This is a genomic window from Deltaproteobacteria bacterium (assembly GCA_020848905.1).
In the GTDB taxonomy this organism is placed as follows: domain Bacteria; phylum Myxococcota_A; class Polyangia.
Window position 1 is genome coordinate 155809 of the sequence record JADLHG010000026.1, and the last position, 25685, is coordinate 181493.

General features: G+C 70.9%; 14 protein-coding genes. 5 read left to right on the top strand and 9 right to left on the bottom strand.

Translation table 11 applies throughout. From position 1 onward, the window contains the following. Positions 1-22: 22 nt before the first annotated feature. Both IT371_10795 and IT371_10800 read right to left on the bottom strand, forming a co-directional pair. On the bottom strand, positions 23-1027 hold the full coding sequence (locus IT371_10795) for an asparaginase (protein MCC6748138.1): 1005 nt from the start codon (positions 1025-1027) through the stop codon (positions 23-25). Next, positions 1024-2892 carry a hypothetical protein gene (locus IT371_10800; protein MCC6748139.1) on the bottom strand — a complete coding sequence of 623 codons (1869 nt, stop codon included), beginning with the start codon at positions 2890-2892 and terminating at the stop codon, positions 1024-1026. Before IT371_10800 ends, IT371_10795 begins: the two co-directional genes overlap by 4 nt. A 324-nt stretch (positions 2893-3216) precedes the next feature. Between IT371_10800 and IT371_10805 the strand changes: the two genes are divergently transcribed. After that, complete coding sequence (locus tag IT371_10805) at positions 3217-4425, top strand: hypothetical protein (GenBank protein MCC6748140.1); 1209 nt, start codon at positions 3217-3219, stop codon at positions 4423-4425. Between the two features lie 36 nt (positions 4426-4461). Here IT371_10805 and IT371_10810 read toward each other — a convergent pair whose 3' ends face one another. Then, complete coding sequence (locus tag IT371_10810; protein MCC6748141.1) at positions 4462-6039, bottom strand: hypothetical protein; 1578 nt, start codon at positions 6037-6039, stop codon at positions 4462-4464. Positions 6040-6194: 155 nt separating this feature from the next. Next, positions 6195-6785, bottom strand: a complete 591-nt coding sequence (locus IT371_10815) for a hypothetical protein (protein MCC6748142.1) — start codon at positions 6783-6785, stop codon at positions 6195-6197. Between the two features lie 219 nt (positions 6786-7004). Here IT371_10815 and IT371_10820 point away from each other — a divergent pair, with 219 nt between their 5' ends. Beyond that, a complete protein-coding gene (locus tag IT371_10820; GenBank protein ID MCC6748143.1) occupies positions 7005-7451 on the top strand; it encodes a hypothetical protein in 447 nt (148 codons plus the stop codon). 4 nt (positions 7452-7455) lie between these two features. Here the strand turns inward: IT371_10820 and IT371_10825 are convergent, their stop codons facing one another. From IT371_10825 to IT371_10835, 3 genes are all read right to left on the bottom strand, one after another. Next, positions 7456-7635 carry a hypothetical protein gene (locus tag IT371_10825; GenBank protein ID MCC6748144.1) on the bottom strand — a complete coding sequence of 60 codons (180 nt, stop codon included), beginning with the start codon at positions 7633-7635 and terminating at the stop codon, positions 7456-7458. Positions 7636-7743: 108 nt separating this feature from the next. Continuing rightward, on the bottom strand, positions 7744-9183 hold the full coding sequence (locus IT371_10830; GenBank protein ID MCC6748145.1) for a hypothetical protein: 1440 nt from the start codon (positions 9181-9183) through the stop codon (positions 7744-7746). Between the two features lie 252 nt (positions 9184-9435). Further along, complete coding sequence (locus tag IT371_10835; protein ID MCC6748146.1) at positions 9436-15717, bottom strand: hypothetical protein; 6282 nt, start codon at positions 15715-15717, stop codon at positions 9436-9438. Positions 15718-15863: 146 nt separating this feature from the next. Here IT371_10835 and IT371_10840 point away from each other — a divergent pair, with 146 nt between their 5' ends. After that, positions 15864-18659 (top strand): class I SAM-dependent DNA methyltransferase, encoded by a 2796-nt coding sequence (locus IT371_10840; protein MCC6748147.1) that lies wholly within the window; start codon positions 15864-15866, stop codon positions 18657-18659. A gap of 25 nt (positions 18660-18684) precedes the next feature. Here IT371_10840 and IT371_10845 read toward each other — a convergent pair whose 3' ends face one another. Then, positions 18685-20634, bottom strand: a complete 1950-nt coding sequence (locus tag IT371_10845) for a hypothetical protein (GenBank protein MCC6748148.1) — start codon at positions 20632-20634, stop codon at positions 18685-18687. Between the two features lie 1024 nt (positions 20635-21658). Here IT371_10845 and IT371_10850 point away from each other — a divergent pair. Further along, complete coding sequence (locus IT371_10850) at positions 21659-21985, top strand: type II toxin-antitoxin system prevent-host-death family antitoxin (protein MCC6748149.1); 327 nt, start codon at positions 21659-21661, stop codon at positions 21983-21985. An 18-nt stretch (positions 21986-22003) separates the two neighbouring features. Here IT371_10850 and IT371_10855 read toward each other — a convergent pair whose 3' ends face one another. Further along, positions 22004-23947: a CocE/NonD family hydrolase gene (locus IT371_10855; protein MCC6748150.1), complete on the bottom strand. Its 1944-nt coding sequence runs from the start codon at positions 23945-23947 to the stop codon at positions 22004-22006. A gap of 89 nt (positions 23948-24036) precedes the next feature. Between IT371_10855 and IT371_10860 the strand changes: the two genes are divergently transcribed. Continuing rightward, positions 24037-25551 carry a hypothetical protein gene (locus IT371_10860; GenBank protein MCC6748151.1) on the top strand — a complete coding sequence of 505 codons (1515 nt, stop codon included), beginning with the start codon at positions 24037-24039 and terminating at the stop codon, positions 25549-25551. Positions 25552-25685 lie beyond the last annotated feature (134 nt).

The window sequence follows — 25685 nt, forward strand, 5'->3', positions numbered from 1 at the left end:
TCCGTCCGACGGAGAAGACCCGTCAGAGACCGACCGGGCGGAGCTCGCCGACCACCTCTCCGAGGGTGTTCTTCACCGGCCGCAGCGCCTTCGCGCGGAGAGGCTCGAGGTCCGCAACGGGAAGCAGGCGCCCTAGCGCGGCGAGCACCACCGTCGGCACCGCGCGGCTCGCGCCGTCCAGGATCTTGCAGGCGAGGCCGAGCCCGAGGCCCGGGAGCCCGAGGCAGAAGACCCCCTCCGCGCCGCCCTTGGCCACCACCTCGGGGCCGAGGTGCTCCGAGAGCAAGGCCCCGAAGTGCCCCTCGTAGGCCACGTGGACCGGAAAGCCCTGCATCGCGGCCAGCACCCGCGTCGCCGCCGCGTGATGCTCCGGTCGATCCGCAGCCCCCGTGGCCAGCCGCGCGAAGGCCGTCGCCGCCTCGGCCAGCGAGAGGTAGAAGGAGGGCACGCCGCACCCATCCACGCCCACGGCGAGCCCGTCCGCGGAGATGCCGGCGAAGGCGGCCAGCGTGCGCCGGTTTCGCTCCTGCAGAGGGTGCGCGGGGTCGCGGTAGCTCTCGACGGGCCAGCCCTGCGTGCGGCACGCCGCGAGCATCCCCGCGTGCTTGCCCGAGCAGTTGTTGTGCACGCGGCGGGGCGTCTCCCCCCGCGCGGCGAGCGCCGCCGCCGACGGCCGGTGGAGCGGGTCGTGCGGCCCGCACTGCAACGCCTCCTCGGTGAGCTCGGCCTTGCGCAGGATCGACGCGACGAGCTCGAGCTGGAAAGGCTCGGCGCCGTGGCTGGCCACGATCACCGCCAGCTCCTCCTCGGTGAGACCCAGCCGCTCCGCGGTCCCGAGCTCGAGCACGCTTACCGCCTGAAAGGGCTTGGCGCTCGAACGCAGGTACGTGCGCAGGCCCGGCTCGCCGCGCGCGAGCACCACGCGCCCCGCGGCGTCGCAGACGGCGAGCACCCCGTGGTGCAGGGATTCGCGGCGCCCGGAGCGCACGACCTCGGCCAGGGGAACGGCGTGGTCCGTCGCGGTCAACGCGCCGCCGGAGCGGGCATCGCCCCGCCGAAGACCAGCCGCGCCAGCTCGTCCGGGGAGGCGACATCCGCCGGCACGAGACCGGCCACGTGCCGGTAATAGTCTCGAAGCTTCTGCGGACGCAGCCCCTCGTCGTACTTCAGCAGCTGGTTGTCCGCGACGTGCAGGCCGTGGCTCTGCCGGAAGAGGCGCCAGTCGCGCGTCCCCGTCTCCGCCAGGTTAAGCGCCACCTTGCGGTTGAAGGCCAGCGCGCCGAGCGCCCCCCGCTGCCCCACCTTCACCGGATCCAGCGCGTAGGTGGCGAGCGCATCGTCCTTGGAGGCGATCCCCCACGGGCAGCCGAGCTTGCCGGCCCCGTCGCAGTGCCGCGCCATCCGGCACCCGACGCCGACCCCGAGCATCAGCCGCGCGGCCCCCACCCCGTCGGCCCCGAGGGCGAGCTTCTCCACCACGTCGGCCGGCGCGAGGGCCCCGCCCGTGGACTCCACGAAGACGCGGTCCCGCACGCCGAGCTTCTTGAGGATCGCGTCCACGACGATCGTCGCCTCGTTGATCGGCAGGCTCGTGTTGTCGCCCGGCGTGGCGTTCCCGCTCCCCGGGCTGAAGTCGCGGTCCGCACCGTCGAGCTGGAGGTGATCGGGCAGCGCGTCGTTCTCGACGAGGAACTTGAGGAAGGTGTAGGTGTCCTGCACGCTCCCCACGCCGAACTTGAGCGAGACGGGCTTGCGGACCTCCTGGCGCGTGCGCTTCACGAGCCGCGCGATGGACTCGAAGCTGCTGAACTCGTCGGTGGTGGGGGGCGACGCGGCGTCCTTCTTGCGCGACAGATTGCGCACGGCCGCGGCGATCGGGGAGAGCTTGCTCGCGTCCACCCGCGCCCCGCGCTTGGCCGCCTGCTTCAGCTTGTACTGCACCATGGCGACGTAGGGGCTCGCCCCGAGGTCCTTCAGGCGCGTCCAGTCGATACGTCCGTCGGCGCCCCGCACGCCATTCAGCGCCGAGCCGAACTGCATCACGATCTGCGCCTTCTTCACGTCCTCGGGGGAGAGGTCGGCGAAGAGCTTCTGCCGCTCCTTCATCAGACGATCGATGAAGACGCGCACCTTGGCCTCGGCGTAGCTGCCGGGCCGGATGTCGCCCAGCTGCGCGCCGTGGGCCAGCACGAAGGCCTTGAGCGCCTCCCCGTCCCCGCTCAGCACGGCGAGGTGCATGTGCGGCCCGCCCTCCCCCGTGCTGTAGGTCTGGCGGACGCCGGCCTTGGCCAGCTTCACGTGGGCGTAGAGCAGCGCCACGAGCGCACGCGCCGAGAGCTGCGGGTAGCTCATCCCGGAGGTGTTCACGGCGGCGCCGAACTCCACCTTGCGCACGTAGTCGTCGCGGCCGACCACCCGCACCTGCTCCCCGAGTTCCTTGATCGTGGCCCCTGTCGGAGGTATCAGCGGCGAGGTGATGAGCGGCGAGCCGGCGTAGACCTCGTGCCCGAAGCCCATGTGGGGCTCGCCATGATCGTGCCAGGCCTCGGCGTTCTTCCAGCGCGCGGAGTGGGCGTCGGGGGCGCTCGCCGAGACGTACTTGCGGAACATGGAGCCCACCCACTCGAGAAGCTGGCGGCCGTGCTCGAGCACCGGGCGATAGAGCCGACGACCCACGAAGGTCACCCCCGCGACGCGACAGGACTCGACGCCGTAGAGGAGCGCGCGCTGGGCGCGGAGTCGCCCCGAGAGCTGCGTCCCGGGCCGGGCGGGCGAATCGGCGCTCTGAAGCGCCGGGGCCGGTCCCTTGGCCTCGATGGTGAGGGGATGGACGAAGAGGAGCGCCGCGACCAGGGCCGGGGCGGCGAGGCGACTCAGGGACGACCTCTGCATCGGGGCGGAACGGCCTCCTTCGAGCCCGGAAGGACGAGCAAGAACCACACCACGACCACCCGCGCCGCAGACGCGAACATACGCGTGGTTACGGCATTCCCCGAGGCCCACCGGGGTTGCCTGACGGCTGGGCCGGCGGCCAGGGCCGCACCCGGGCATGGCGTCACTTGTCCCCAGAGATCCCGGGTTCTGACGCACCCGGGTTGAGGGGCGCGGAAGCGCTCGACGGGAGCTGCACGGGTCGCGCAGGCGAAAAACCCCGGAGATCCCTGGACCCGTGCCGGTCGGGCAGGGCTGGTCCAGGGCTTGCTTCGATCCCCGAGAATGGCGCACGGCACGTGGGCGGTCGGTTTCCTCTTCCTCGCCTGTTCTCTCGGCACCGGAGGCTGCGCTCCGCTGAACGACCGGGAGGCGACGCCCGAGCCGCCCCCCTCGGTGGCGGGCTGCGGCCCCCACAACTGCAACGGCTGCTGCACGGCGGGGGGTCAGTGCCAGGAGGGGGGGAGCGACGAGGTCTGCGGCCTCGGCGGGGTAGCCTGCGTGAGCTGCACCGCGAGCGGCGGCACCTGCCAGGGAGGCACCTGCCAGAACAGCGCGGGCTGCGGGCCAGGAACCTGCGGGGGCTGCTGCGAGGGCACGGCCTGCGTGACGGGGCTGCTCGACGGGCAATGCGGGACCGGCGGGGCAGCGTGCGGCGGCTGCAAGATGGGCAGCCGGTGCGAGGTCTCCGGCACGGGCGGCGTGTGCGCGAAGGCGGCGGCCGCCGAGTCCACCAAGGGCGCCGACGGCGGACTGCCAAAGAACAGGGACAGCGGCATCGGCACGGGCACGGGCACCGGCACCGGTACCTCTCCCTCGCCCACGCCGACCCCGACTCCGCCGAACGCGTGTCCCGTCCGGGGCTGCTCGAGCGAGTGCTTCATCCAGAACAACCGCGCCGTAGAGCAATGCGTGGGGACGGGCGGGCTCTGGAAGGCGAACGAGTGCGGCGCCACCTACGGGAGCAAGCGGTACCGGCTGGGCCTCGACGGACGCTGCTACGGCTGCACGGGCTCGGGCTGGAGCGTGGCCGCGACCCAGGGCTCCTGCCCCGACGGACTCACGGACACCAAATGGACGGTGCACGCGGTGGACGCCAGCGTGAACCCGACGGTGTGGAAGGACGAGGATGGAAGCTCGCCCGACCTGTACGTGGCCTGTGACGAGTGGGGAGACAACGGCGCGCATCCCGTGACGGACCGCTACTACGCGAGCTGGGACGTGGCCAAGGGACAGCTCACCTCGCTGCCCCCCTTCCGCCTCAAGCTCCCGGTCGGCATCACGAGCCTGCTCGCGGGGACCCATTGCCGCGTCGTGGACGACAACGGCTTCAAGTGGCACAAGGAGGTGGGGACCTGCTTCGTGAAGCCGAGCGCCGCGAGCCTGGTGGACGGCCAGCTGCTCACCCTGTCGGGGAGCCAGTGCCCGAACAGCGTCACCAAGGGCGCGCCGGTGAACTTCCTGCGCCTGCGCTTCAAGCTCGTCACGCAGTAGGCGCGACGCGCCGCGCGTCCGAGGCGCGGACCCGCGCTACGCCTGTTCCAGCTTGCGGATCCCGCGCTTGTCCAGAATCACGCGGATGCGCTCCATCGTGACCCGGCCCGCCTCGCCCGTCTGGGCCCGCAGCACGAAGACCACGTTGATGTGGTAGACCTTCGGGCACTCCACGAGCTCCACGCGATCCGTCTCGACCTGATACGCGGGCACCGCCGCCACGGGGTCGTCCGTGCGCACCAGGAACTGCGAGATGTCGAAGCGGATGATGTCGTTGATGTCGTGATGCAGGTCGTCGAGATTGGCGATCGAGCTGCCAAGCAGCGTGATCTCCTTCTCGTACTTCATCACCACCTCGGGCTTGCCGCTCGTCTCGATCATCGTCTTCGAATCGCGATGGCGGAACGAGAGCACCTCCGAGGGAACCTTCTCCTTGCCGATGAAGCTGAAGGCCTCCCGGCAGCGGCCGATGTTCACGCCGTGCAGCGGGTCGTGGATGCGCACGTCGTAGTCGGCGAGAAAGCGCGTCATCTTGGCCGAGAAGTAGAGCTTCAGCCAGTCCTTGAGCCGGTCCTTGAGCATGTAGCTCACGACCAGCGCCACCACGAAGGGCCAGGTGTTCAGGCCGTAGCGCTGCTGCGCGAAGACGCCGGCCACCGTGGCCACGAGCATGGCCAGCCCCGCCGCGATGGCCGCCCCTAGGTCGGCGATGCGGCGCCCCTCCTTCTCCTTGCTGATCTCGAGAAAGAGCACCGACATGACGAACTTCTTGAGCAGACCCTGCCGGTAGACGAAGTGCTCGCGACTGCCGCCTCCGTCGAGCACGCTCGGGTACCCGGAGCCGCGCCGGTGCTCCCGCTCGGCGAGCAGCCGGTCGCGGGCTTTCTGCCGGACCTCTTCGAGAGCCGGCCGCAGCTCGGCGTGGTGGTCGATCTGTTCGACGAGGCGCGTGAGGTGCGTCTCGCTGGCCAGGCTCAGGTACTCGTCCACGTACTGGTGCGTCTCCCTGAGCCACGCGGGAAGGACCGGGTCGAGCAGCGCCGGGCGCAGCTCGCGGAAGCGCGTCACTACCGCCTCGAGCTCCGCGATCAGTCGCCGACCGCTCGCACGCACGTCGTCCACCACCGCCGCGCGGCGAGCCGGGTCGCCGTTCGCCGCTTCCAACCGCTCGCACTGGGTCGTGACGCGATCCCGGAGATTGGCGCGGATGAGACAGCCCACGAGGCGCAGGTCGTAGCTGATCTGGTTCAGGTAGTCCTCGCGCCGCGGGTCCTTCAGCACCTTCGGTACCATCTTCGCCAACCGAGCGAGCGGCGAGAGACGGTTGTCCTCCTCGCAGAGCGACCCGAGCGAGGCCTGCGGCGTCTTGAAGCGGATGTAGGCCTGGATGTCGCTGTAGAACTGCTCGCGCGAGTAGGTGTAGCTGTTGATCCCGAGACTGCGCGGCACGAAGAAGTAGGTCTCGACGCGGTACCGCGTCTGGTCGAGCTTGGGGTCGATCGAGTAGTCGAGCTTGACCTCGAAGTGATTGCTGTCGTGGATCCCGATGCGGCTGTCGATCAGGTCGTGCGTGGCGGGCGGGGGCCCACCTCCGACGAGCTTGTGGACCGGCATGCTCTGCGACGCCGCGACGTGGCGTCTTCTGCCCCCCGTCAGGAGCTGTGGCTTCGGCCAACCCAACGCGTTCTCAGCAACCGCCTTTCAGCACCCCGAAAGTGTGACAAACCCCCGTCGCGATGTGTAGAAGTTTTTGCCGCGGGCACCGTCGGTCACGGCGTCGGTGGCGAGGGCGCCTCTGTCTCGGGAGCCCCCTCGGGGGTCCCCTCGGGCGGGGGAGCCGCCGGCGGAGGCGCAGGCGGCGTCGCCGAGGGCGTGCCCCGTCCCGCTCCCCCTCCACCGCCCGCCTCCCACCTGAGGTCCTGCGCGAGAACCTGCCCCGGCGTCATCCCATCCCCCGACGGGTTCTCGTGCACCCGCGCGATCTCCACGGCCGGCGCCCCCGGGACGGGCGCGTTGAAGCGACAGTGCAGCACCAGCACCGCGCGGGCACGCGGCCCGAGGAGGAGCACCGGCCGGCGCTCGAGGTGCCGGCTATGGATGACTCCGGGATAGCGTCCGCGAAAACAGCGCAGCTGGCTGGCGTGGATCATCAGCACCTGCTGCGACTCGCTGATGAGGTTCAGCCGCACGTCGTAGCCGTCTCGCTTCTCCTTGATCCAGTCGGCCCACACGCCAAGCACTCCGGGACTCGTGACGAGGTTTCCCTCCCCCGGCGCGACGTGTAGGTGTGCGGAACAGCCCCCAAGCCAGGCCGTGGCCAGAACTGCCGCGGCGCCTCCGAGCCATGGATATCGCGTCATGGCCCTGGAGCCTAGGTCAGCCTCGCACGCGGCGTCCATGATCCGGCGCACGGGCACGCGATGTCGCCGGACGACGGGTGCACGGACTCATGGCGTCGCCGGACGTTCACACCCTCGGGGAAAACCCAAGGGCCACGCGGGAGGGCGCCTGGCACGGGCGATGCTCTCTACCCCCTCCAGACGGGGTCGCCACACGAAGGCACCCCAAGGAGATGAGCCATGAAAACAACGACGCTGGTCCTCGGAACCACCCTCGCGCTCTCCGCTCTGCTCGGCACCGGCTGCTTCATCGAGGTGGGCGCGGAGGTGCCGTCGGTCTACGTAGACACGCCCGTGCCGGCGACGCGGCTCGGGGACCTGGAGGTGCAGTGGACGCTCGAGGGGGTAGGCTGGCTCAGTCAGTGCGACCGGTTCGGCGTGGACTACTTCGTGGCGGAGGCCCACGGCCCCGAGTTCCGTCAGGTGCGCGTGGACTGCCGGGGCGGGGCGTGGAGCACCGGCCGGAACTTCTCCGGGCTCCGGGTCGGACGGTACCAGCTGCTCGTGGAGGCGCGCGACCGCTTCGGCCGCACGCTGGGCTCGATGGGCGTGGACCACGACGTGACGGGCTCGGGCCAGCTCGACGTCTACCGGTTCGAGTTCGGCGCGAGCGACCTGCTGCGGTAGCTACCTAGCTGCGCTCTTTCGTCTCCGGCTTGCTCTCGCCCTCGTCCCCGCCCTTGTCGCCCTTCTTGCCCTTCTTGCCCTTCTTCGCGGCGGCCGGCTTGCCCTCTTCGCCACAGGCGAAGGCGGTCGAGAAAGCGAAGGTCAGGGCGAGGGCCGTCGTGGCAGCTACGATCAACTTACGCATGTCGAATCTCCTTTGGGGGTGGCAACACAACGAAGGGAGTATACGCGATTCGCTGGCGGCGACCAGGCCGGGCGCGGGCCTCCCCCACCCGGCGGGCCGCCCCCCACGCTACTGCGCGCTGCAGACCACGTGCGTGAAAAGAATCTGCTTCTGCGGGGCGTTCATCCAGGCCACGGCGTAGGCTCCACCCACGGAGATGACCTCCGGGAAGGACGCCGTCCCCTTCTCGTCCGGCGACAGCGTCACGAGACCGCAGCGCTCGTCCGGATCGCTCACGCAGCTCTTGCCGTCGGCCTTCATGGGCTTGCCCGCGTCATCGAGGATCGCGAAGACCAGCTTCGAGCCCTCCTTGCCGCAGTTGTCCTGCCAGACCACGGCGTAGCGCTCTCCGTTGTAGGAGACGGCCGGGGTGCAGGGCGAGCCGGCCGCGTTCACCGTCTGCGCCGCGAGCAGGTCGCCGGTCTTCGTGATGCGCGAGAACTGCACCATGCCTTTGTCCTTGGACGGATTCTCCGAGAAGGCGATGCCGAACTCGGCGCCGGCGTAAACCAGGTCCGGCGTGGAGTCGAGCAGGCCGTAGCTCTTGCTCAGGCTCTTCTCCGTGCCGACCGGCGTCCCGTCCTGCCCGAGGAGCAGGAAGAAGTGCTCGTTGCTCCCCCCCGTCGGGAAGTCGCGCCAGACCATGGCGTACTGCTTGCCGTCGAAGGCCAGCTCCGGGGAGAAGGGCGCCTTCTTGGACGTGTCGGTGGTGATGCGCTTCTCCGGCACGAGCTCCGCGCCGTCGGCCTTGATCACCTTGAAGTAGACGTCGCTGCGTCCGGACTCGTACGGAGGATAGGGCGTGGTCTTGGAGTTGCGGCTATCGCGCCAGGTGAGCGCCAGCTGGTTCGCCCCGCCCGCCTCGACGAAGCCCGGCCGGAGCAGGTACGGATAGCCCGCCTTGGTCGACGTGGTGACCTTCACCTCGCCGCAGCCCGGGTCCTTGCAGACCGCGCCGGCGGCCAGCCGCTCGCCGTTTTCGCTGAGGCTCAGGAAGTAGAGGTCGCTCTTGTCCGAGGCCTCGCGGTTGTCCCCCCAGACCACCACGAAGTCTTTGCCGGAGTTGGCGATGGCCACCCCTTCCATCATGCGCGCGCTGGGGTCCTTGGTGAGCGCCACGGGCTCGCCCTGCGCCTTGCCGTCCTTGCTCAGGCGCAGGAACATCGGGTTGGTCTTCACCGTGCTGGAGACCACCGTCTCCTGCGCGAAGGTCAGTCCGTATTGATCGTTCGCCCACGCCAGGCGCGGCATCCAGGGCGCCTTGCCGTTCGTGCTGGTGTGGATCGCGACCGTCCCCACCGGCTTGCAGTTGGTGCCGATCTTACCGGGGAGCGCCGAATCGCTGCCCGGGAGGAACCCGCCGTCCCGCTTGACCGTCGAGCCGTCGGCGGGCGTCGTCTTGGCCGCGCCGCCGCACCCGGCAAGGGCCAGGGACAGGCCCCCGAGCGCGAGCCATCCGCCTCGCCGCCGCCCCGCGTTTCGCCGCCATGCTGCTTGCCGTGGATACATCGTCTTTACTCCTCCTCGGCGCCTCAGGTGGGCGCGCCAGCGGTGACCCCGGTCCCTCTCCGCACCGGGCGGGCGAAGCGTGCAATCCACGGGCCAAAGCCTGCGAAAATGCCTTCGTTTTTCTTCTTGGCGGCTTATCCAGGCCAGCAGGTGCTGGCGTCACGCTGCGGTGTAGCGCGTTGTAGGTGTATTGACCCCATCGTGGCGCGCAGAGTGGCCACCGACGCGTGGGCCGACAGACGTGGGAGCGGACTACTCGACGATCAGGCGATCTCCCGCGCCGCGGCCGAAGGTCTCCGGGTGGTACATCTCCTCGGCCTTCGGCGGCGGCACGACGAAGGTACCCGGCGTCGTGGCCCGCGCGACGTAGCTATAGGTATGCACGCCCTCCCAGAGGAGCGAGGCGAAGGCCTCCGCGCGTTCGTCGCGCAGGTTCTCGTGCTCGTACCAGCGCCCCCAGTAGAGCCACGAATGGTAGTAGGCCGGTGACGCGGCGTAGCGCCCGAGACCTCCGCGGAAGCGCCCGCCGGAGGGAGGGGGCGCGCCGGTCGACGGTGCCGCGGGCACGGGCTGCGCGCTGCCGAGGAGCGCCGCGTTCACCGCCTCGAGGCCGGCGGGGAGCGGGTCCACGAGCGCCACGTGATAGCGCCGGGCGGGCGCCACGAGCGTGAGTCGCACGCGAACGCGCGCCCCCGCCTTGACGTGCCAGACCCCCTGCGCGTCCCGCCTCACCTCCTCCGGCTTGTCCACCGCCTCGTAGGTCCGCTCGACGGTGAAGCCGTGGCTCGCGGGGGGCGGGCGCAGGTCCTTCGGCGCGTAGCTCATGCCGATGCGGTAGTAGAGGCGCCCCGCTCCCTGCTTGCCCAGGACTAGGTCGTTCGTGCCGCTCCCCTGCGCGAGGAAGGCCATGGGCACCAGGATGCTGTGCCGCTCGGTCGTCCGCCCCTTGAAGCGGTGCTCGCCGGCGAAGCGCTCGCCGAGCCAGGCCCGCGCAACGAAGTTCGGCGTCACCTTCTCGTAGGCGTGGAAGTACTTGTCGAGCGCGAGGAGGACCCAGGCGTTCTCCTGCGTGCTCCCCCAGCGCCCCTCCTTGCGATGGCCGAGGAGGCCGCGCACGAGCTTCACGATCAGATCGCTCTCGGGTTGATCCTTGATCAACCCCTCGAGCAAGAGCGCGTCCAACCGCCGGTCCGAGTACATCAGCAGATAGTTGCTATCGCCGTAGCTCGCGGCGAACTGGGCCGTAGCTGCCGTCTCGCTCACCCGCGTGCGCAGGAGGCGGCGGATCTCGGTCACCTCGGCGCTGGCCTGCGGGCTCCCCGAGAGCACGGGGTAGAGCCAGGCCACCCCCTCGAGCGGCAGGTCCTTCTCCTGCTTGAGCAGCGAGAAGAGCCCCTTGGCCTTCACGACGTCGGCGTCTCCCGAGAGGGAGCGCACGTAGACCGCGTAGGTCACGATCGCGCGGCGCGTGGCCTCGCTGTACTCGGACGGGATGTAGCTCTCGATGTTGCGCAGGTGCGCGAGCGCCGAGGCGTACATCGTCGGCGGCACGGCGAACCCCTTCAGCTTGGCGCGCACGAGCGCGTGCGTGACGTGGATGCTCACGAAGGGCCAGGAGGGGCGCCCCCGCTCCCAGAGCGGGAAGCCGCCGTCGCCGTTCTGCATCCCCTGCAGGCGCTTCAGATCGCGATCCATCGCCGCCAGGATCGTCGCCGGCGAGGGAAGGCCCTTGGCCTTGAAGGCCGAGAGCACGTCCTTCAGCGCGGCGACGGCCAGGATGCGCGAGGAGAGCTGCTCCGAGCACTCGTAGGGGTACGAGACGAGGTAGAGCACGGCGTCGGTGAGGGCCTGCAGCTCCGTCGAAGAGGTGCTGACCTCCAGGCCGCCGAACTCGGTGAAGACACCCGAGGGGAGCTTCACCGGCTGCACCACCGCCCCCTTGTCCACCGTGCCGTAGGTGGCGAAGGCCTCGGTGGTGGCCGGCGTCCAGACCGGCAGCGACAGCTCGGCCGCGTCGGCGTGGCTCCCCGCGGCGGCGGCGATCTGGAAGCGCGCGGTGCCGGGGTGGAGCGTCGTGGTCAGGAAGCGCACCTCCACCCGATCGTTCGGCGGCACGGTGAGCGCGCGCCCCTGCCCCTGCACGAGCTCGGCACCCGTGGCCCGCACGGCCAGCTTCACGGGCAGCGGCTGGTCGGTCTGGTTCTGCAGCACCACCGGCAGCTCGAAGCGGTCCCCGAAGTTGAGGAAGCGCGGCGCAGAGGGGCGCACCATGAGCGGCAGCCGCGCGGTGAGCGTCCCCTCGCCGTTGCCGAAGAAGCGCTCGCGGGCCACCGCCACGGCCATGATGCGGTAGCGCGTCAGGTTGTCGGGCAGCTTGAAGGGGACCTCGACGCGCCCCTGGGCGTCGGTGGAGAGCGACGGCGCGAAGAGCGCCAGCGCCGAGAAGTCCTTGCGCAGCGCGATGGGCTTGGGAGCCGCCTCGCCCGCGCGGGCAAGCCCAGCGAGCCCGCTCTCGTCGTCCTTGCCCCCCGCGGCGCGGCTCTTGGCCATGGCCTGCTTGGGGGGCGAGGCAGGGGCCGCCGTCGCCGCTGGAGCGGGAGCGCGATCGGCGCTGGTCTTCGACTCCTCTCGTAGCGCTCCGGTGCGCGCTCGCCCGCCGCCGCCGGGACCGCCCCCTTCGTTTCGGCGCTGGTCGGTGCGCGTCACGAGCTCGGGGTCGGCCAGGTGCACCCACTGTCGCAGGTAGAGGTCTTCGACCCCGTCCCAGCGGTACGGATGGAAGGTGTGGAGCGGGTTACCGATGCGGTACCCGCTGAGCGCCAGGACCGCCTCGTCCACCACCACCAGCGCCACCTCGGCCCCCGCGACCGGCTTCTGGGCCGCGTCGCGCACGGTGACGGCGATCTTGGTCGCCGCCCCGGGCTCGGTCTTCTCGGGCGAGGACTTGACCTCCACCTGGAGCTCGCGCCGCTTGGTGGAGATGGCGAGGGAGACGTTTCCGCGCGCGTAGGCCGGCCGGCGCGGCAGGTTGGCGAGCTCGACACCGTCGTCGCTGACCCTGAGCGCGGAGCCGACCAGGTTCACCTGCACCGGGAGGTTCGGCATGAAGCCCTCACGGTGCTTCTGGCAGGCGTCGGCGTCGTACTGCGAGGACTCGCGCGCGCAGAGCCCGCTCCCTCCGCTGGGCGTGAGCTGGACACGCAGGGTCGTCGTCGGGCCGGTCAACTGGAAGCGGCGCTCCTCGAGGAGCCCGGCGCGCCGCAGCGTGAGCAGCCCCTCGGCCGGATAGAAGGGCGAGAGCACCAGCAGCTCCGCCGTCTCTCCCGGCTCGTAGAGCTTCTTGTTGGCGATGAGCCGCACCTCCTGCTGCTTGAGGCTGCGCTCGAGGGGCACGCGTCCCCCGGCGACCCAGCGCGTGAGCTCGCTGCGGTTCGCGCGCCCCTCGGGGTCCTTGACGGTGGCCTGGATCAGGTACGAGCCGCCCTTCTGGCTGGTGAAGGTGCACGAGACGGCCTTGACCGCGGAGGTCACGTCGCAGCGCTGCGGGTCGAGCTCATCCTCCTCGTACTTGCCGCGGCGGTAGCTGTACTCGAGGCGCACGGCCCGCACCGCGACGGCGCGACCGGGGACGAGCCTTCCGTCCAGGTCGCTGACCACGAGGTCCACCTTCAGCGGCTGACCGCGCTCGAAGAAGAAGCGCTCGGTCTTCAGGCCGACGTAGTGGCGCGCCGGGTGCACGAGCACCGCGCGCGTCGCGGTCCAGCTCTGACGGTTCACGTCCTGCACCGTGGCGCTCGCTACCACGCTGAGCGGCCGGAGCGGCACCGGCTCCTCCTTCTTCGCGCCGAGCTCGGGCAGCGCCGTCCGCGCCACGTGGATGCGCACGCGGTGCAGCCCGCGTCCGTCGGTGTGGGCGCTGAGGCTCTGCGCCGGGGGGAGCGGCGCGGTGGGGGTCTGCGTCCACCAGTTGTACTCGCGCACCACGCCGAAGCTGTAGTCCGACTGGTTCGGCGGATAGAAGTAGCCGTGACTGGCCGAGACGCTCCAGGCCACCTCGGCGTGCGGGAGCGGCCCTCCCGCGAAGTAGCTCGCGCTCACCGAGACGTCGGCGTGCCCGCCGATGAAGTGCGGCCCTTCGCTCCCCGCGGCGCTCACCTCGAACTCGGGGCGCCGGAACTCCTGGATCTGGAAGCTGTGACTGTGGGTGCTCCCCGAGAGGTGGGAGAGGCCCGGCGCGCTCAGGCTCACGTAGGCCGAGCCGAGGTTCGCGTTGTCCGGCAGCTTGAAACGCAGGTCGAAGCCGCCGAGCGGGCCCACCTTGGCGACCCCGGAGGTCAGGCGGTTGCCGCGCGCCTCGCGCACCTCGAAGGTCACGCGGTCGATGCCGGCCGGGGTCACGTCGCCTCCGCGCCCGAGTCCCACGCGCCGCAGCCAGCCCTTCACCCGCACCTCCTCCTTCGGCTTGTAGAGGTGGCGGTCGTCGAAGACGAACCACTTCACCGTGTCCACGGCGCGCCGCTGCCGGGCCCACCCGCCGTAGTTGCCCCAGTAGTAGGTCGTGCGCGGCAAGATCGCCACGTCTCCGCCCTGGCGCGCGACGAGCATGCGCGCGGAGGCGCCGCTGTCGTCGGGGAGCGTGAAACGCGCGAGGCCCGAGCCGTCGGCCCGCACGCGAGAGCCCACCGGCTCGAGGGTGACCTCGGCACCGCCCGCCGGCCGTCCGTCCCGCAGGCGCGTGGCCCAGGCGAGGAGCTTCTCTCCGTCGGAGAACGCGTCCACCGCGAGATCCGTGACCTGGAGCCAGGCCAGCACGTAGTGCCGCTCGTAGGGCTTCGCCGGCAACGGGTTCTGCGTGATCAGCACGGCCACCTGCCCCTTGCCGTTCGCGAGCGCCGGGCGCAAATCCAGCCGCGTCTCGATCAGGTCGTCCATTCCTCCCTTGGGCGACATCACGCGGTGCACGCGCGGCCGACCGGGCAGGCGTGGGGGCACCACCTGGCGCATCCCCTCGGCGGCGAACTTGCGAAACGCGGCCCAGTCGTCCGGCCCCACGGCGTGCACCCGCACCTCGAGGCTACGCTGTCCCACGCTAAAGAAGGAGAAGTGCTTGTCCCCGTCGGGGTCGAGCACCATGAAATCGCCTCCCGCGTGAAAGAGGCGCGGGTAGGCCTTGCCGACGTGCAGGGTCACGGACTCGTCGGCCCCGAGACGCTGGCCGTAGGTGTCGGTCATCGAGGCCGGGACGGTCACGCGATAGGTGGTGCTCGCGCGCGTGCGGCCCGAGAGCGAGATCGAGCTGCCGTGCACCTCCACCTTCAGGTCGGGGATCGCGGGGCTGACCTTCACGCGCTTCGGGTCGAAGGCCTCCTCGTCGAGCGGGTTGTTGAAGGAGACGTACACGGACGAGAGCGGCGAGCAGGGGTAGCGCCACTCGCAGCTGTGGTGCGTGATCTTCAGGGGGGCGTAGGTCTCGAAGGTGAAGCGCTGGGCCTCCTTGGTGGTCAGCGGCCCCTCGGCCGAGGGGGTGCCGGGCTCGAAGGTGACGGTGAAGATCGTCGCCGCGGGCAGGCGTTCGACGGCGCGGAAAGCCAGCCAGCGCCCCTTCTCGGCGCTCGCGCTCATCAGCCGGACCTGCTCGTCCTGCGCCAGATCCTCGGGCGTGGCGAGTCGCACGGAGTAGCGCTTGCCGTCCCCCTCGAGCGTCACCGAGCGAAGCACGGCCTCGGGGCTCACCGCCTGATCGAAGGAGGCGAAGAAGAGCGGCTCGAGGGGCTGCGAGCTCCCGTGCGGGTGCGACGACAGGAGGCGCGGCGCGGGGGTGGCAAAGGTCCAGCGCTTGGCCTGCGCGAGCTTGCCGCCGACCGCAGACGGGGTCCCCGCGGGGACCTCCGCCTCGTAGCGCGTGGCCATGGCGAAGCGGATCTTGGGCTCGAAGAGGAGAGTCTTCGTGCCCACCCAGCGCCAGGTGCCGGGGACCTCGGGCTTGAGCTTCACCGGCAGGCTCTGCTTGAGGGCGTCGGCGTGCGAGGTCACGGCCACCATCGGGTGCGAGAAGGTCACCGAGAGGTTCGGGGCCAGCGGGATCTCCCCGTCGGGCGAGAAGCGCAGCACCTCGAGCGCGCCGGTGGCCTCGGGGGTCTTGGGGGCCGGGCGCGGGGGGGGCGGGAAGACGCCGTGGACGGTGGCCCCGGTGCGCGGCGCGGGGAGCGAACGCTCGCGGAGCGCGAAGGTCTTCTCGTCCCCGGCCTCGGCCGTGAGCGCGGGCACCCGCTTGAGGAGCGCCTGCGTCTCGGCGGCCGAGAGCGCGGTGCCCTGGACCACCTTGGCGCGGTCGGCCCCTCGCTCGTCGCCCATCGCCTCCTCGAGGCGGAGCTGCACGAGGCTGCCCGGCTCGGCGGCCCCCGCGGCGCTCCCCTTGCGCTTCGGCGGCCTCACGCCCGCGTCGGACTGCCCCTTCCCTTTCCCCCCGCAGGCGGCGAGCCCGAGCGAGAGACACACCACCCAAAGCCACCGCACCGTCGCGCAGTCGAGCATCCGGTCCTCCGTCGGAGATGAGCGTAGCCCGGAGGATAGTACGGGGCGCGCGGCGGGGAAATGCCTTCGGGGCGGCGGGCTGGCGCCCGGGAGTCAGGAACCCCTCGACACGCTCGTCCCCCATGTGGAACCATCCCCCTTCATCCATGACGCGCGACGACGCTTGGCAAGAGGGGCTCTACCGCAGGCTCCAGATCTTCGTCGACGAATGGCGCTACTTCGAGGGCCTCGAGCAGACCGGAGCCCAGCACTTCCTGCTCAAGCTGCTCGAGATCTACGACGTGAACCCCAAGCCCGGCACCTTCTTCGAGCAGCACCCGATCAAGGTTCCGTCCAAGAAGGCGACACGACAGGCGTCTCTCTTCGCGACGGACAGCGCCGCCAGCTACACGACCCAGCGCATGGATCTGTACCTGGCCAAGGTCTGTGTCTGGGAGATGAAGTCTCCGTCGGAGGACCTGCAGAAGCACCATGACCAGCTCCTGGGGTACTGGGCGCGCGTCCGGACCCGGTACATGGTCCTCTCGAACTTCCGAGAGATCTGGATCTACGACACGCACGAAGAGCACGGCCAGCTCCAGCCGAAGCTCCGCATACCCTTGACGGACCTGCCGGCTCACGCCGACGCGCTGCTCTTCCTTCGCGGAGAGGACCCCGACCTTTCGACGCGGTCCGAGCGCGTCACGGCCGAGGTCGCCAGCGTGCTCGGCCGGATCGTGCGCGAGAGCCTGCGTTCCTCGACGGATCCAGCCCGGGACCGCGAAAAAATCTCCAAGTTCGTCTTGCAGTGCGTCTTCTCGATGTTCGCCGAGGACACGGAGCTCATCCCGCCGAAGCTCTTCACCCTGGCGGTCCAGCGCGCCGACCACGAAGGGCGGCTCGATCCGCTCTGGCACCTCTTCGAGGACTTCGCCCGGCAGGACGGCAAGCGCAACCCGCTCGTGCCCTACGTCGACGGCCCGCTCTTCGACGGCAGCGTCGCCAAGGTGTCCCTTACCGAGGGGCAGATCCACGACATCCACTGCGCGGCACGAGACTTCGACTGGCGCGATGTCCGTCCCGAGATCTTCGGCTCGATCTTCGAGCAGGCCCTCGACGCCGCCGAGCGGCACGAGCTCGGCGCGCATTACACGCGCGAAGCGGACATCCAGCACGTCGTCTGGCCGACGATCATCACCCCCTGGCAGCAGCGCATCGCGGCCTTGCGCTTCCCGAAGGACGCCGAGCGCTGCATCGAGGAGATGCGGCGGTACCACGTCCTCGACCCCGCCTGCGGCTGCGGGAACTTTCTCTACATCGTCTATCGCGAGATGAAGCGCCTCGAGGCCGCGCTGGCCCAGAAGTGGATCGCGCTCCAGCGCAAGGTCGCCAAGCGACGCGCCGACATCCGGCCGGCGCCCGATCGACCGTACTTCACGATTCATCAGCTTCACGGCATCGAGCGCGATGCGTTCGCGGCGTTCCTGGCCAAGGTGGTGCTCTGGACCGGAGAGCACCTCGCGAAGCAGGAGCTCGGCCTGGACGAGGAGACGCTGCCGCTCAAGAGCCTGAGCCAGACGATTCGCTGCGCCGACGCGCTCTTCACGGAATGGCCGCGCCCGGAGGGCGAGCTCGCCATCGTGTCGAACCCCCCCTACCTCGGGGTGCGCAAGCTGCGACGCGAGCTCGGCGACGCCTACGTGGACGAGCTCTTCGCGCGCTTCCCCAAAAACCGGGCGGCGGACTATGTCACGTACTGGTTCCCGAAGGCGCTCGAGGTCCTTCGTCCGCAGGAGCGCGCCGGGTACGTGTGCACGAACTCTATCGCCCAGAACGAGAGCCGTGAAGCCTCGATCGACCAGCTCCTCGAAAAGGGCGGCACGATCACGGACGCCTGGAAGTCGTACCCCTGGCCTGGCGAGGCCGCCGTGCATGTTTCGATCGTGAACTGGGTCATGGGCCCCTACGAGGGCCTCCTCGCGCTCGACGGTGCCGAGGCGCGCTCGATCTCGCCCGGGCTCACGGCCTCCGAGGACGCCACGGCCGCGGCGCGCCTCGAGGCGAACCGCGGCATCTGCTTCATGGGCGTCACGCCAGGGAACAACGAGTTCGTCCTCACGGACGAGCAGCGCGAGGAGATAATCGCGGCTGACCCGACGTCAGCCGCCGTGATCCGGCCCTTCCTCGTGGGCCGCGACGTGAACCGGGAGATCGATCAGCAGCCCACCCGCTGGATCATCGACTTTGGATCGATGTCCAAGGACGAGGCCGAGCGCTATCCGGGCGCGATGCGGCACGTGAGGAAGCACGTCTATCCGGTCCGCAAACAGAATCCGCGAGAGAAGGATTTCAAGAACTGGTGGCAGTTCTGGAGAGCCAGCCCAAATCTTCGCGAAGCCCTCAAGGGCATGAAGCACGCCGTGGTGGTCCCCTGCGTGTCGCCGCGCCTCATCGTGTCGCGTCAGCCGACCGCCACCTGCTTCGATCACCAGCTCATGGTCATCGCGCTGCCGAACCGCTATCACTTCGGCGTTCTCCAGTCTCGCCTGCACTCCATCTGGGCCTGGACTCGGGGATCGACGCTGAAGGGAGACCTTCGCTACACCAACACCACCATCTTCGAGACCTTCCCCTTTCCGCTGCTCCCCGACGGCTCGTACGATCCGCGAGACCGACCCAAGTCCGCGCTCGCCGACCGCGTCGCTGCGGCCGCCGAGACCTTCGACAAGCTTCGGCTCGCGGCCTGCAAGAAGCACCAGCTCGGCTTGACCAAGCTCCACAACAAGCTGGACGCGGGCGAGCTCCCCGAGCTTCAGGAGGCCTACGAGGCCATGAACGACGCCGTCACCGCCAGCTACGGCTTCCCCGCGGCCGTCTGGCGCGACGAAGGCCAGGCGCTCAAGCTCCTCCTCGAGCTCAACCAGAAAGTGGCCGCTTTAGGGCGCGCGGCGGAGCTCGGCTGACCCTCCGGCGAGGCTGAGCTGTGATCTACTTGAGCTCGTAGGCCCCGAGGTCGACCACGCCGCCCTTGATGCGGAGGGTATTGGCGAGGTCGAGGGAGGAGGCGGCCGCGGCGCCGGTATTGCCGGCGTTGATGGCGGGGGAGGTGGCCTTGAGGCGGTAGGAGGGGGCGGCCTCGAGCTGGGGGTCGGTGGTGAGATTGCCGGTGCCCCCGCCCGTCCAGCCCTTGAGGGCGGAGAAGGAGGCGCTGCAGGTGCTGACGGCCTGCTCGCCGAGATAGCTCCAGATGATGGAGTTGGTGAGGCTGGTGGCGCTGCTGGTGCAGATGACGCCGGCGGCAGTGCCGGGCGCCGCGGTATTGGCCACGACGGTGTTGTTGAGGAAGGAGACGCTCGCGGCGCCGGGGTCGAGCTTGGCGCCGCCGATGGGGGACGATGGGCTGCCGTTGGCTTCGAGGAGAGAGTTGGTGAGGGTCAGGGGGCCGTTCGCGGCGGACAGGCCGCCGCCCTGGTTGGAGCGGAGCTCGCTGCGGTGCACGGTGAGGGCGCAGTAGGCGGCCTCGATGCCCTGACCTTCGTTGCTCTTGATGATGCTCTCCACGATGGTGAGGGAGGCTTGCGAGGTGGCACCGGTACCGGCGCAGCGTAGGCCGTCGGCGTCGTCGCCGCCGCCTGCGAGGGTGAGGTTCAGTCCTTGGACGGCGACGGTCGCTCCGGCAGCGACGGAGACGATGGGCTGGTTCGTGCTCGAGGCCCCGGGGCGGAGGTTGGGGAGGCCGAGGCCGACGAGGGTCAGGCGGCTGCCCGAGGGGAGGGTGAGGTTTTCGGTGTACGTCCCCGCGGGGAGCTTCACGTGCGTCTTGCCGGCCGTGCGGGCGGCGGCGAGCTCGGGGCCGATGGGGCCGCCCGCCGGGACGGTCTGCACGAGCGCAGGGTCGACGCAGCGGCCGAGGCCGGCGGGGCTGGCGTGGGCCTGGGTGCGGTCGCAGAGGGAGCCCGCGACGCACTCGGAGTGCCCCGTGCAGCCGGTCGGGCAGGCGGCAGGGCTCGCGGCGCAGACGGCGTAGCCCACGCAGGCGATGGGAGCGGCGGCCTGGCACTTGCCGTCGGTGGTGCAGCGCGACTCGGTGTAGAGAGCGGGCTGGCCGGCCGTGCAGGCGCGGGCGCAGACGCTCTCCTTCGGCAGATACCCGCAGGTGCCGCTCCCCGAGCAGGTCCCGCCGCCGCAGGCCGCATCCCCCGGGCACTGACCGCTGGGGGCCGGGCCCTTGTCGAGCGCGGCGCAGGCGCCTTCCTTACCTTTGACCGCGCAGCTCTGGCAGGTGGGGCAGGAGGCCGCGCCGCAGCAGACGCCGTCCACGCACTTGCCGCTCTTGCAGGCGGCGGCATTGGTGCCGCAGGGAGCGCCGTTTTCCTGCGCGGCGGTGCACGCCTTGCCCACGCATTCGAAGGCCCCCGTGCAGTCGGCCTTGCCCCCGCACGCGGTCTTGCAGGCGCCGCCGCTCGCCTCGCAAGCGTACCCGCCGCACGAGCTCGCGCTCAGCTCGCAGAGCCCCGCCCCGTCGCAGGCGTAGCGTGTCAGCTCACCTCCCGCACACCTCGGCGCCCCGCAGGGCTCACCCTTGGCCTTGCCCGCGCAAAAAGCCGTATCGCTCCCCCCGAGGTCACCGCCCCCGTCGCGCGACCCCGCCTCGGTCGTCGGCGAGGCATCCGCCGCGGGACTGCTCTGACAATGGCGCGTGGCCCGATTGCAGTAGCGATGCGGCGCGTAGTAGCCGTCTCGCGAGTCATCCAGGCAATAGGCGTCGCTGTCGCAGCCGTCGTAGCAGAAGTGGCCGAGCGGATGGCAGAGCGCGGGCCCTCCTCGCGCGGCGCAGGTCGCGTCGGCATCGCAGTACTTCGGATTGTCGACGATGCAGGAGGACGCGACCGCAACCACCCAACCCAGGGCCGAGGCGTGGAGAAACCACCGTTTCATGGAGCTGCCCCCGTCAGAAGAGCCGGCCGCGGATCCGGGCCAGCAAGACGCAGTCTGATACTCTGGGCCCCTCGCGGATGTCAAGGATGGCCCCCTCGCCCCCCAGGGCGATCGAATTCTCCGGATGGGAGAGACCGGGGGGGCCTAGGGCGCTCGTGACGCGGGCCCTGGCGGACGCCGCCGCTTGCATGAGCCGGCAGCGGAGCGGAGTGGGCCGGCGCAAGCGGCGGCTCGGGCCCTCGCGCCGGCCGCGGATTGGGGGGAGGGAGTGCGGCTGGCACTCGGGACGCCGCCCGGGCGTCGCGTCACCTCGCGCCCCCCCCAGGGTCCCCGGTGATCGCGGCGTAGGCGTGGCGGGTGGACTGCGGGCGAGGGCCCGAGGGAACCGAGGGGTGCTAGGAGCCGCGTGGGGCGGGGGTCGACGGGCCTCACGCCTGCTCGCCAAGGGCAAGCGCATCCCCATCGACGGCAAGACGAGCCGCGACCTTCGCGGAGCCGGACGAGCCGCGAGCGCACGGTGCTCGCCTCAGAGAACGCTTTGACGCCGACCCGGGTCGTAAGGTCTGCGTCGCCACCTCCAGAATGCGGGCCGGATTCGACCGCCCCTACTTCCTGCACTTCCTCATGGGCGCTCAGGCCTAGCTCCTTTCCTCGGCCCGTCCGAGCGCGCCGACGACGGCAGCGGCGCGGCGGGTCAAGGCCCCCGAGCGCAGCGTCCGTAGGCAGCAGCGCCCGCCAGGGCGCTGTCGCCGGAGGTCCGCAGCCCCGCACGTCGCGCCTCTCGTCTGTCCCCCCGCCACCTCTCCCCACGGACTGCTCGGCACCCGCCATCGCACCTCTCCACGGCGCGCGACGACTGCGGGGCGGTGCGCGAGGGGGCGCTTGCCCGACGCGCCGCCCCCTCCAGACCCCCAATGTCCGAGAACTCGACCGCCCTACCTCGCCCCCTCGCCCGCCACGGCTTCCCGGCGCGCCCTTCGCGGCGTGTTGCCGAGGGGATGTTCCAGTGCCACGCTGCTTGACCATGAAGACGATTTCGATCTCCGACGCCAAGGCGACGCTCTCGGAACAGATCCGGCACGTGCGGCGCGGCGAGGAGGTGGTGATCACCGAGCGAGGCAAGCCCGTGGCGCGCCTCGTGCCCGTCGAGGAGGATGCGGCGAGCCTCGACGTCGCGGAGCTCGTCGGAGCCGGCGTGATCAGGCTCGGCGGCGGAGCTTTGCCTCGCGGCTTCTTCAGCACGCCGAGGCCGGCGGACAAGGGCGCCACCGTCCGCGCCGCAGTGGCCGACGAGCGGGCCGCGAGGGCCGAGGGGTTCGAGGGGTTCGAGCTCGCCTTCACGCCTCGCTAGCCTGGGCGCTCGGGGGCGTCAGCCGATCACCGGCAGCTCGAGATGCGACGGGTGCTCCGCCGTGCGGAGGAGCCGCACCTCGGCCCCGGGATGGGGCGGCGGCGCGAAGTGATCGCGGTCCGCGCCGGCGAGCACGAGCCGGATCGAGTGTCCGCGCCGGAACAGGTACGAGATGGGGAGCAGGTCGAAGCGCAGAGTGGTGACCTCGCCCGAGGAGAGACGGGCGCCGTCGCCGCGGCGGTAGGCCCGGGGCGGAGCCGGCGTCCGGTAGTCGAGCCCCAGGTCGCTCTCCCGCCGGTGGAGCGCGCGGAGCTGCCCTTCGGTCACGTACGCGATGCGCCCCCCCGGATCCTCGTCCTCGAGGTAGGCGAAGAGCTGGAGGTCCTCGGCGTGGGTCGCGAGGTGGAGCACCAGGATCGGATGCCCCGTGACCTCCAGGTCCGCCTCGAGGGGGCGGCTCGCGTAGCAGAGCAGCGTGCGCGCCCGCTGCGCCCTATCGGGGTAGTCGGCGGGCAGAAGCGCGAGGAGCCCGCGCCAGCGGGAGCGCAGCCCGGTCCCCGCCAGAGGATCGAAGGCGTGGAGATCTTCGCCGTCGGCACTCTGCGGAGCGCGTCCCGCCACGAGCGTGCGCTCGGGGCCGAGGTAAAACGCGCAGGGGCGCGCCGCGGGAGGTGGCCAGGTGTCGGCCGCCTTCCAGGCCTCTTCGCCCAGCGTGTAGTAGTGCACCGGCGGCGAGAGCTCGATCCCCGTCTGCTCTCCTTTCAGGTGGTGGTCGAAGAAGGCGAGGAGCTCGGCGGTGTGGTCGAAGCCGGCGGGCAGGCCGCGCTGGAAGGGCAAGATGCGCTGGCGCCCCGCGTGGCACCAGGGGCCGACGATCAGGCGGCTGCCGGGCGTGCGGACCGCGAGGTGACGCTTCACCACGCTGTGGGAATAGGCCCCGTCGAACCACCCGCCGTAGCTGTAGACGGCCGCGCCGGACCCCTCGAGCGCGGCGCGGTGCGCGTGCGGGCTGAAGGTGTCGATGGTCCCGTCGGGGAGCGCCTCCGAGATCCCGGCGTCGTCGCGGTACACGAGCTTCATCGCCCCCTCGTGCACGCTCACGTTCTGCGCGTGGTCGCGAAGAGCCGCCGCGAGCAGCGCGCCGTCCCCGTCCTCGTCGGTACGCCGCACGCCGCGAACCACCGCGCCCAGAAACGCCGCGAGGGCCGGTACCACGACGCGCTCTCCCGCTCGCTCCCAGAGGCTTCCAAACACGGGGGGCAGGCCGGTGGCCGGGCTCACCCCCGCCTCGAGCATCAGCCCGATCACCTGCGCCATGGCCTCGGGGAAGGCGTCACGGTCCAGGGTGCGGTTGAAGCCGGCCCAGGCCTCCGTGAACCAGGCCAGGTGGATTCCGCCCGGGAAGGCCACGTCGGCGTAGACGTCGTAGAGCGAGAACATGGGCGCCACGGCTCGCACCGCCGGGTGCTGGTTGACGAGCAGCATCTCGGCGGTGGTGCCGTCGTAGGAGATGCCGGCCGCCCCGACGCGCCCGCTCGACCAGGGCTGCGCGATGATCCAATCCACCACCTCGGCCCCATCGCGCACTTCGTCGGGGGCCCAGGGGCAGGGGCGCGTGCCGAAGGAGGCCCCGGAGCCGCGCACGTCCACGTCCACCCAGGCGTAACCGGCGGCGAGAAAGCGCCGGCGCGCGGCGGCCCAGAGCTCCCACGGGGCATCGAAGGAGAATCGGGCGGCGAGGGGCTTGAGCGCGACCGAGCGGTGGTAGCGGGTCTGCCGCAGGATCGTGGGCAGCCGCTCGCCGGTCTCGCGGGGCTCGGGGAGCCAGAGGTCCACGGCCAGACGCACGCCGTCGCGCATCGTGAGGTAGCGCGAGCTGCGGCGCCCGGAACGCGCCACCGGGCCGCGCACCCGCGCGGGCGGTCGAAGCGGAGAGGGCTCGCTACCGAGGGAGATCGCCATGCTGGATCCTTTGGGGCGTGCGGGTGCACCGCCCAAGGAGACGTAGTATACCAGGGCCGCGCCGCCGGCCGGCGCCCGAGGAACGAGGGATGAAGGTACACGGCTACTACGTCTCGACGGCCGAGCACACCGTCGAGTCGATTCACGAGGCGATGCTCGCGGCGCAGCTCGACCGCCTCTGGGTGCGGGTCGCGCCCTCCCGCGCCCGACGCGCAAACGCGGGGCTCTGGCGCATCGACCTCTACGACCTGCAGACCGGCGCGCCGATCCTGGCGGAGCTCCTCGGTCCGCAGCTCTCGCAAGAAGGCCGCACGGCGCTCCTGGCGATGGGGGACGAGCAGGACCTGTCCGCCGCCTACGAGCTGGCGAAGGACGGCAAGGCCATCGGGGGCTGGGCCGGAGAGCTCGCGAGCTTCTCGACCGAGGACCCCGAGGGCCGGACCCGCGAGGGACGCGCCGCCTTCGAGGCGGAGTTCAAGCGGCAGACCGGGGTCGCCTGGAGCGAGCTCGGCGCCGAGGAGGAACTTCCGAGCGCCGCCGACCTGGCCGACGAGCACACCGTGGCGCTCGTACGCGGGCGCGTGGTCAAGCTCCCGGCGGGCTTTCTGCGCCAGGGCTCGCTCTTTCGCTTCCACTACCCGGCGGATCTCGCCACGCCGTCGGCGCTGGCCCTGATGCAGCTCGAAGCGCTCGCCGAGCAGGACGAAGAGGAAGACGAGGAGGGCGGCGAAGGCGACGAGGGCGCGGAGCTCGACGACGACGGGCAGGACGACGACGGCGACGACCAGGACAACGACGACGGCGAGCCGGAAGACGACGACGCGGAGCAGGAAGACGAGGAGCGTCTCGCCCTCGTGGCGCTCGACCTGAAGGAGACCCAGTCGCTGTGGAAGGGGACCCACGCGGCCCGCGTGCACCAGTTCCTGAAGATCATCGAGCGCATCAAGGGGGCGATCCTGGGCCCCCTCGGACACGCGCTCCCCGAGGTCACGGAGATGGTCGAGACGGCGCCTCCCGACCGGCCGCTCTCCTCGACGCGGCCGCACCTCATCCTCTACGAAACGCTGGCCATGGCCACGGCCCTGGCCTACGGGGCCGGGGACCGGCGGAGCTACGTCGATCATCACCTGCTGCCGCTCCTCAACCTGAACGACGCTCCCCTCGCGGAGCGCGCCATCCGGGAGAGCCTGGAGGAGATCGAGGACCTCGGCGTGCTGTCGGCCATGGTGGAGGTGCTCCCCTACTCCGCGCCGGAGGGCGAGCTCCTCGAGTCGTTCGCGGACGAGGAGATCCGGCCGCTCGCCGAATGGGCGGCCGGTGACGACCACTACGAAGGAACGATCTTCCTGCTCGACCCGGGGCGCCTCGAGCGCGCCGTCGCGGCCTTCAACCTCGAACGCTTTCTCGCCCGCGTGGACGAGTTCCTGCGGACGTGGCACCGGCTCGGCGGGGGGGAGATGCCCTACGAGACCTGGCTCGCGCAGCGCCACGTGCGCGACCGCGCCGAGCGCCGCATCTTTCTGGCCCGCCTGGCCGAGCTCAAGCAGCTCCTCGCCGTGACGCGCGAGAACGAGCTCTCGCTCGGGCTGCTCTTTTACGCCTGAACATGGCCACCTTGGCCGCGATCCATCCCGGCAGGCTGTGTCGCGCCTGCGCTCCGGTGCTCACAGCGCCACAAGGCTGCTCCGCTCCGGTGCTCGGCGCTCCTTGCCTGCCGGGCGCCTCGCGGCCAATGCGA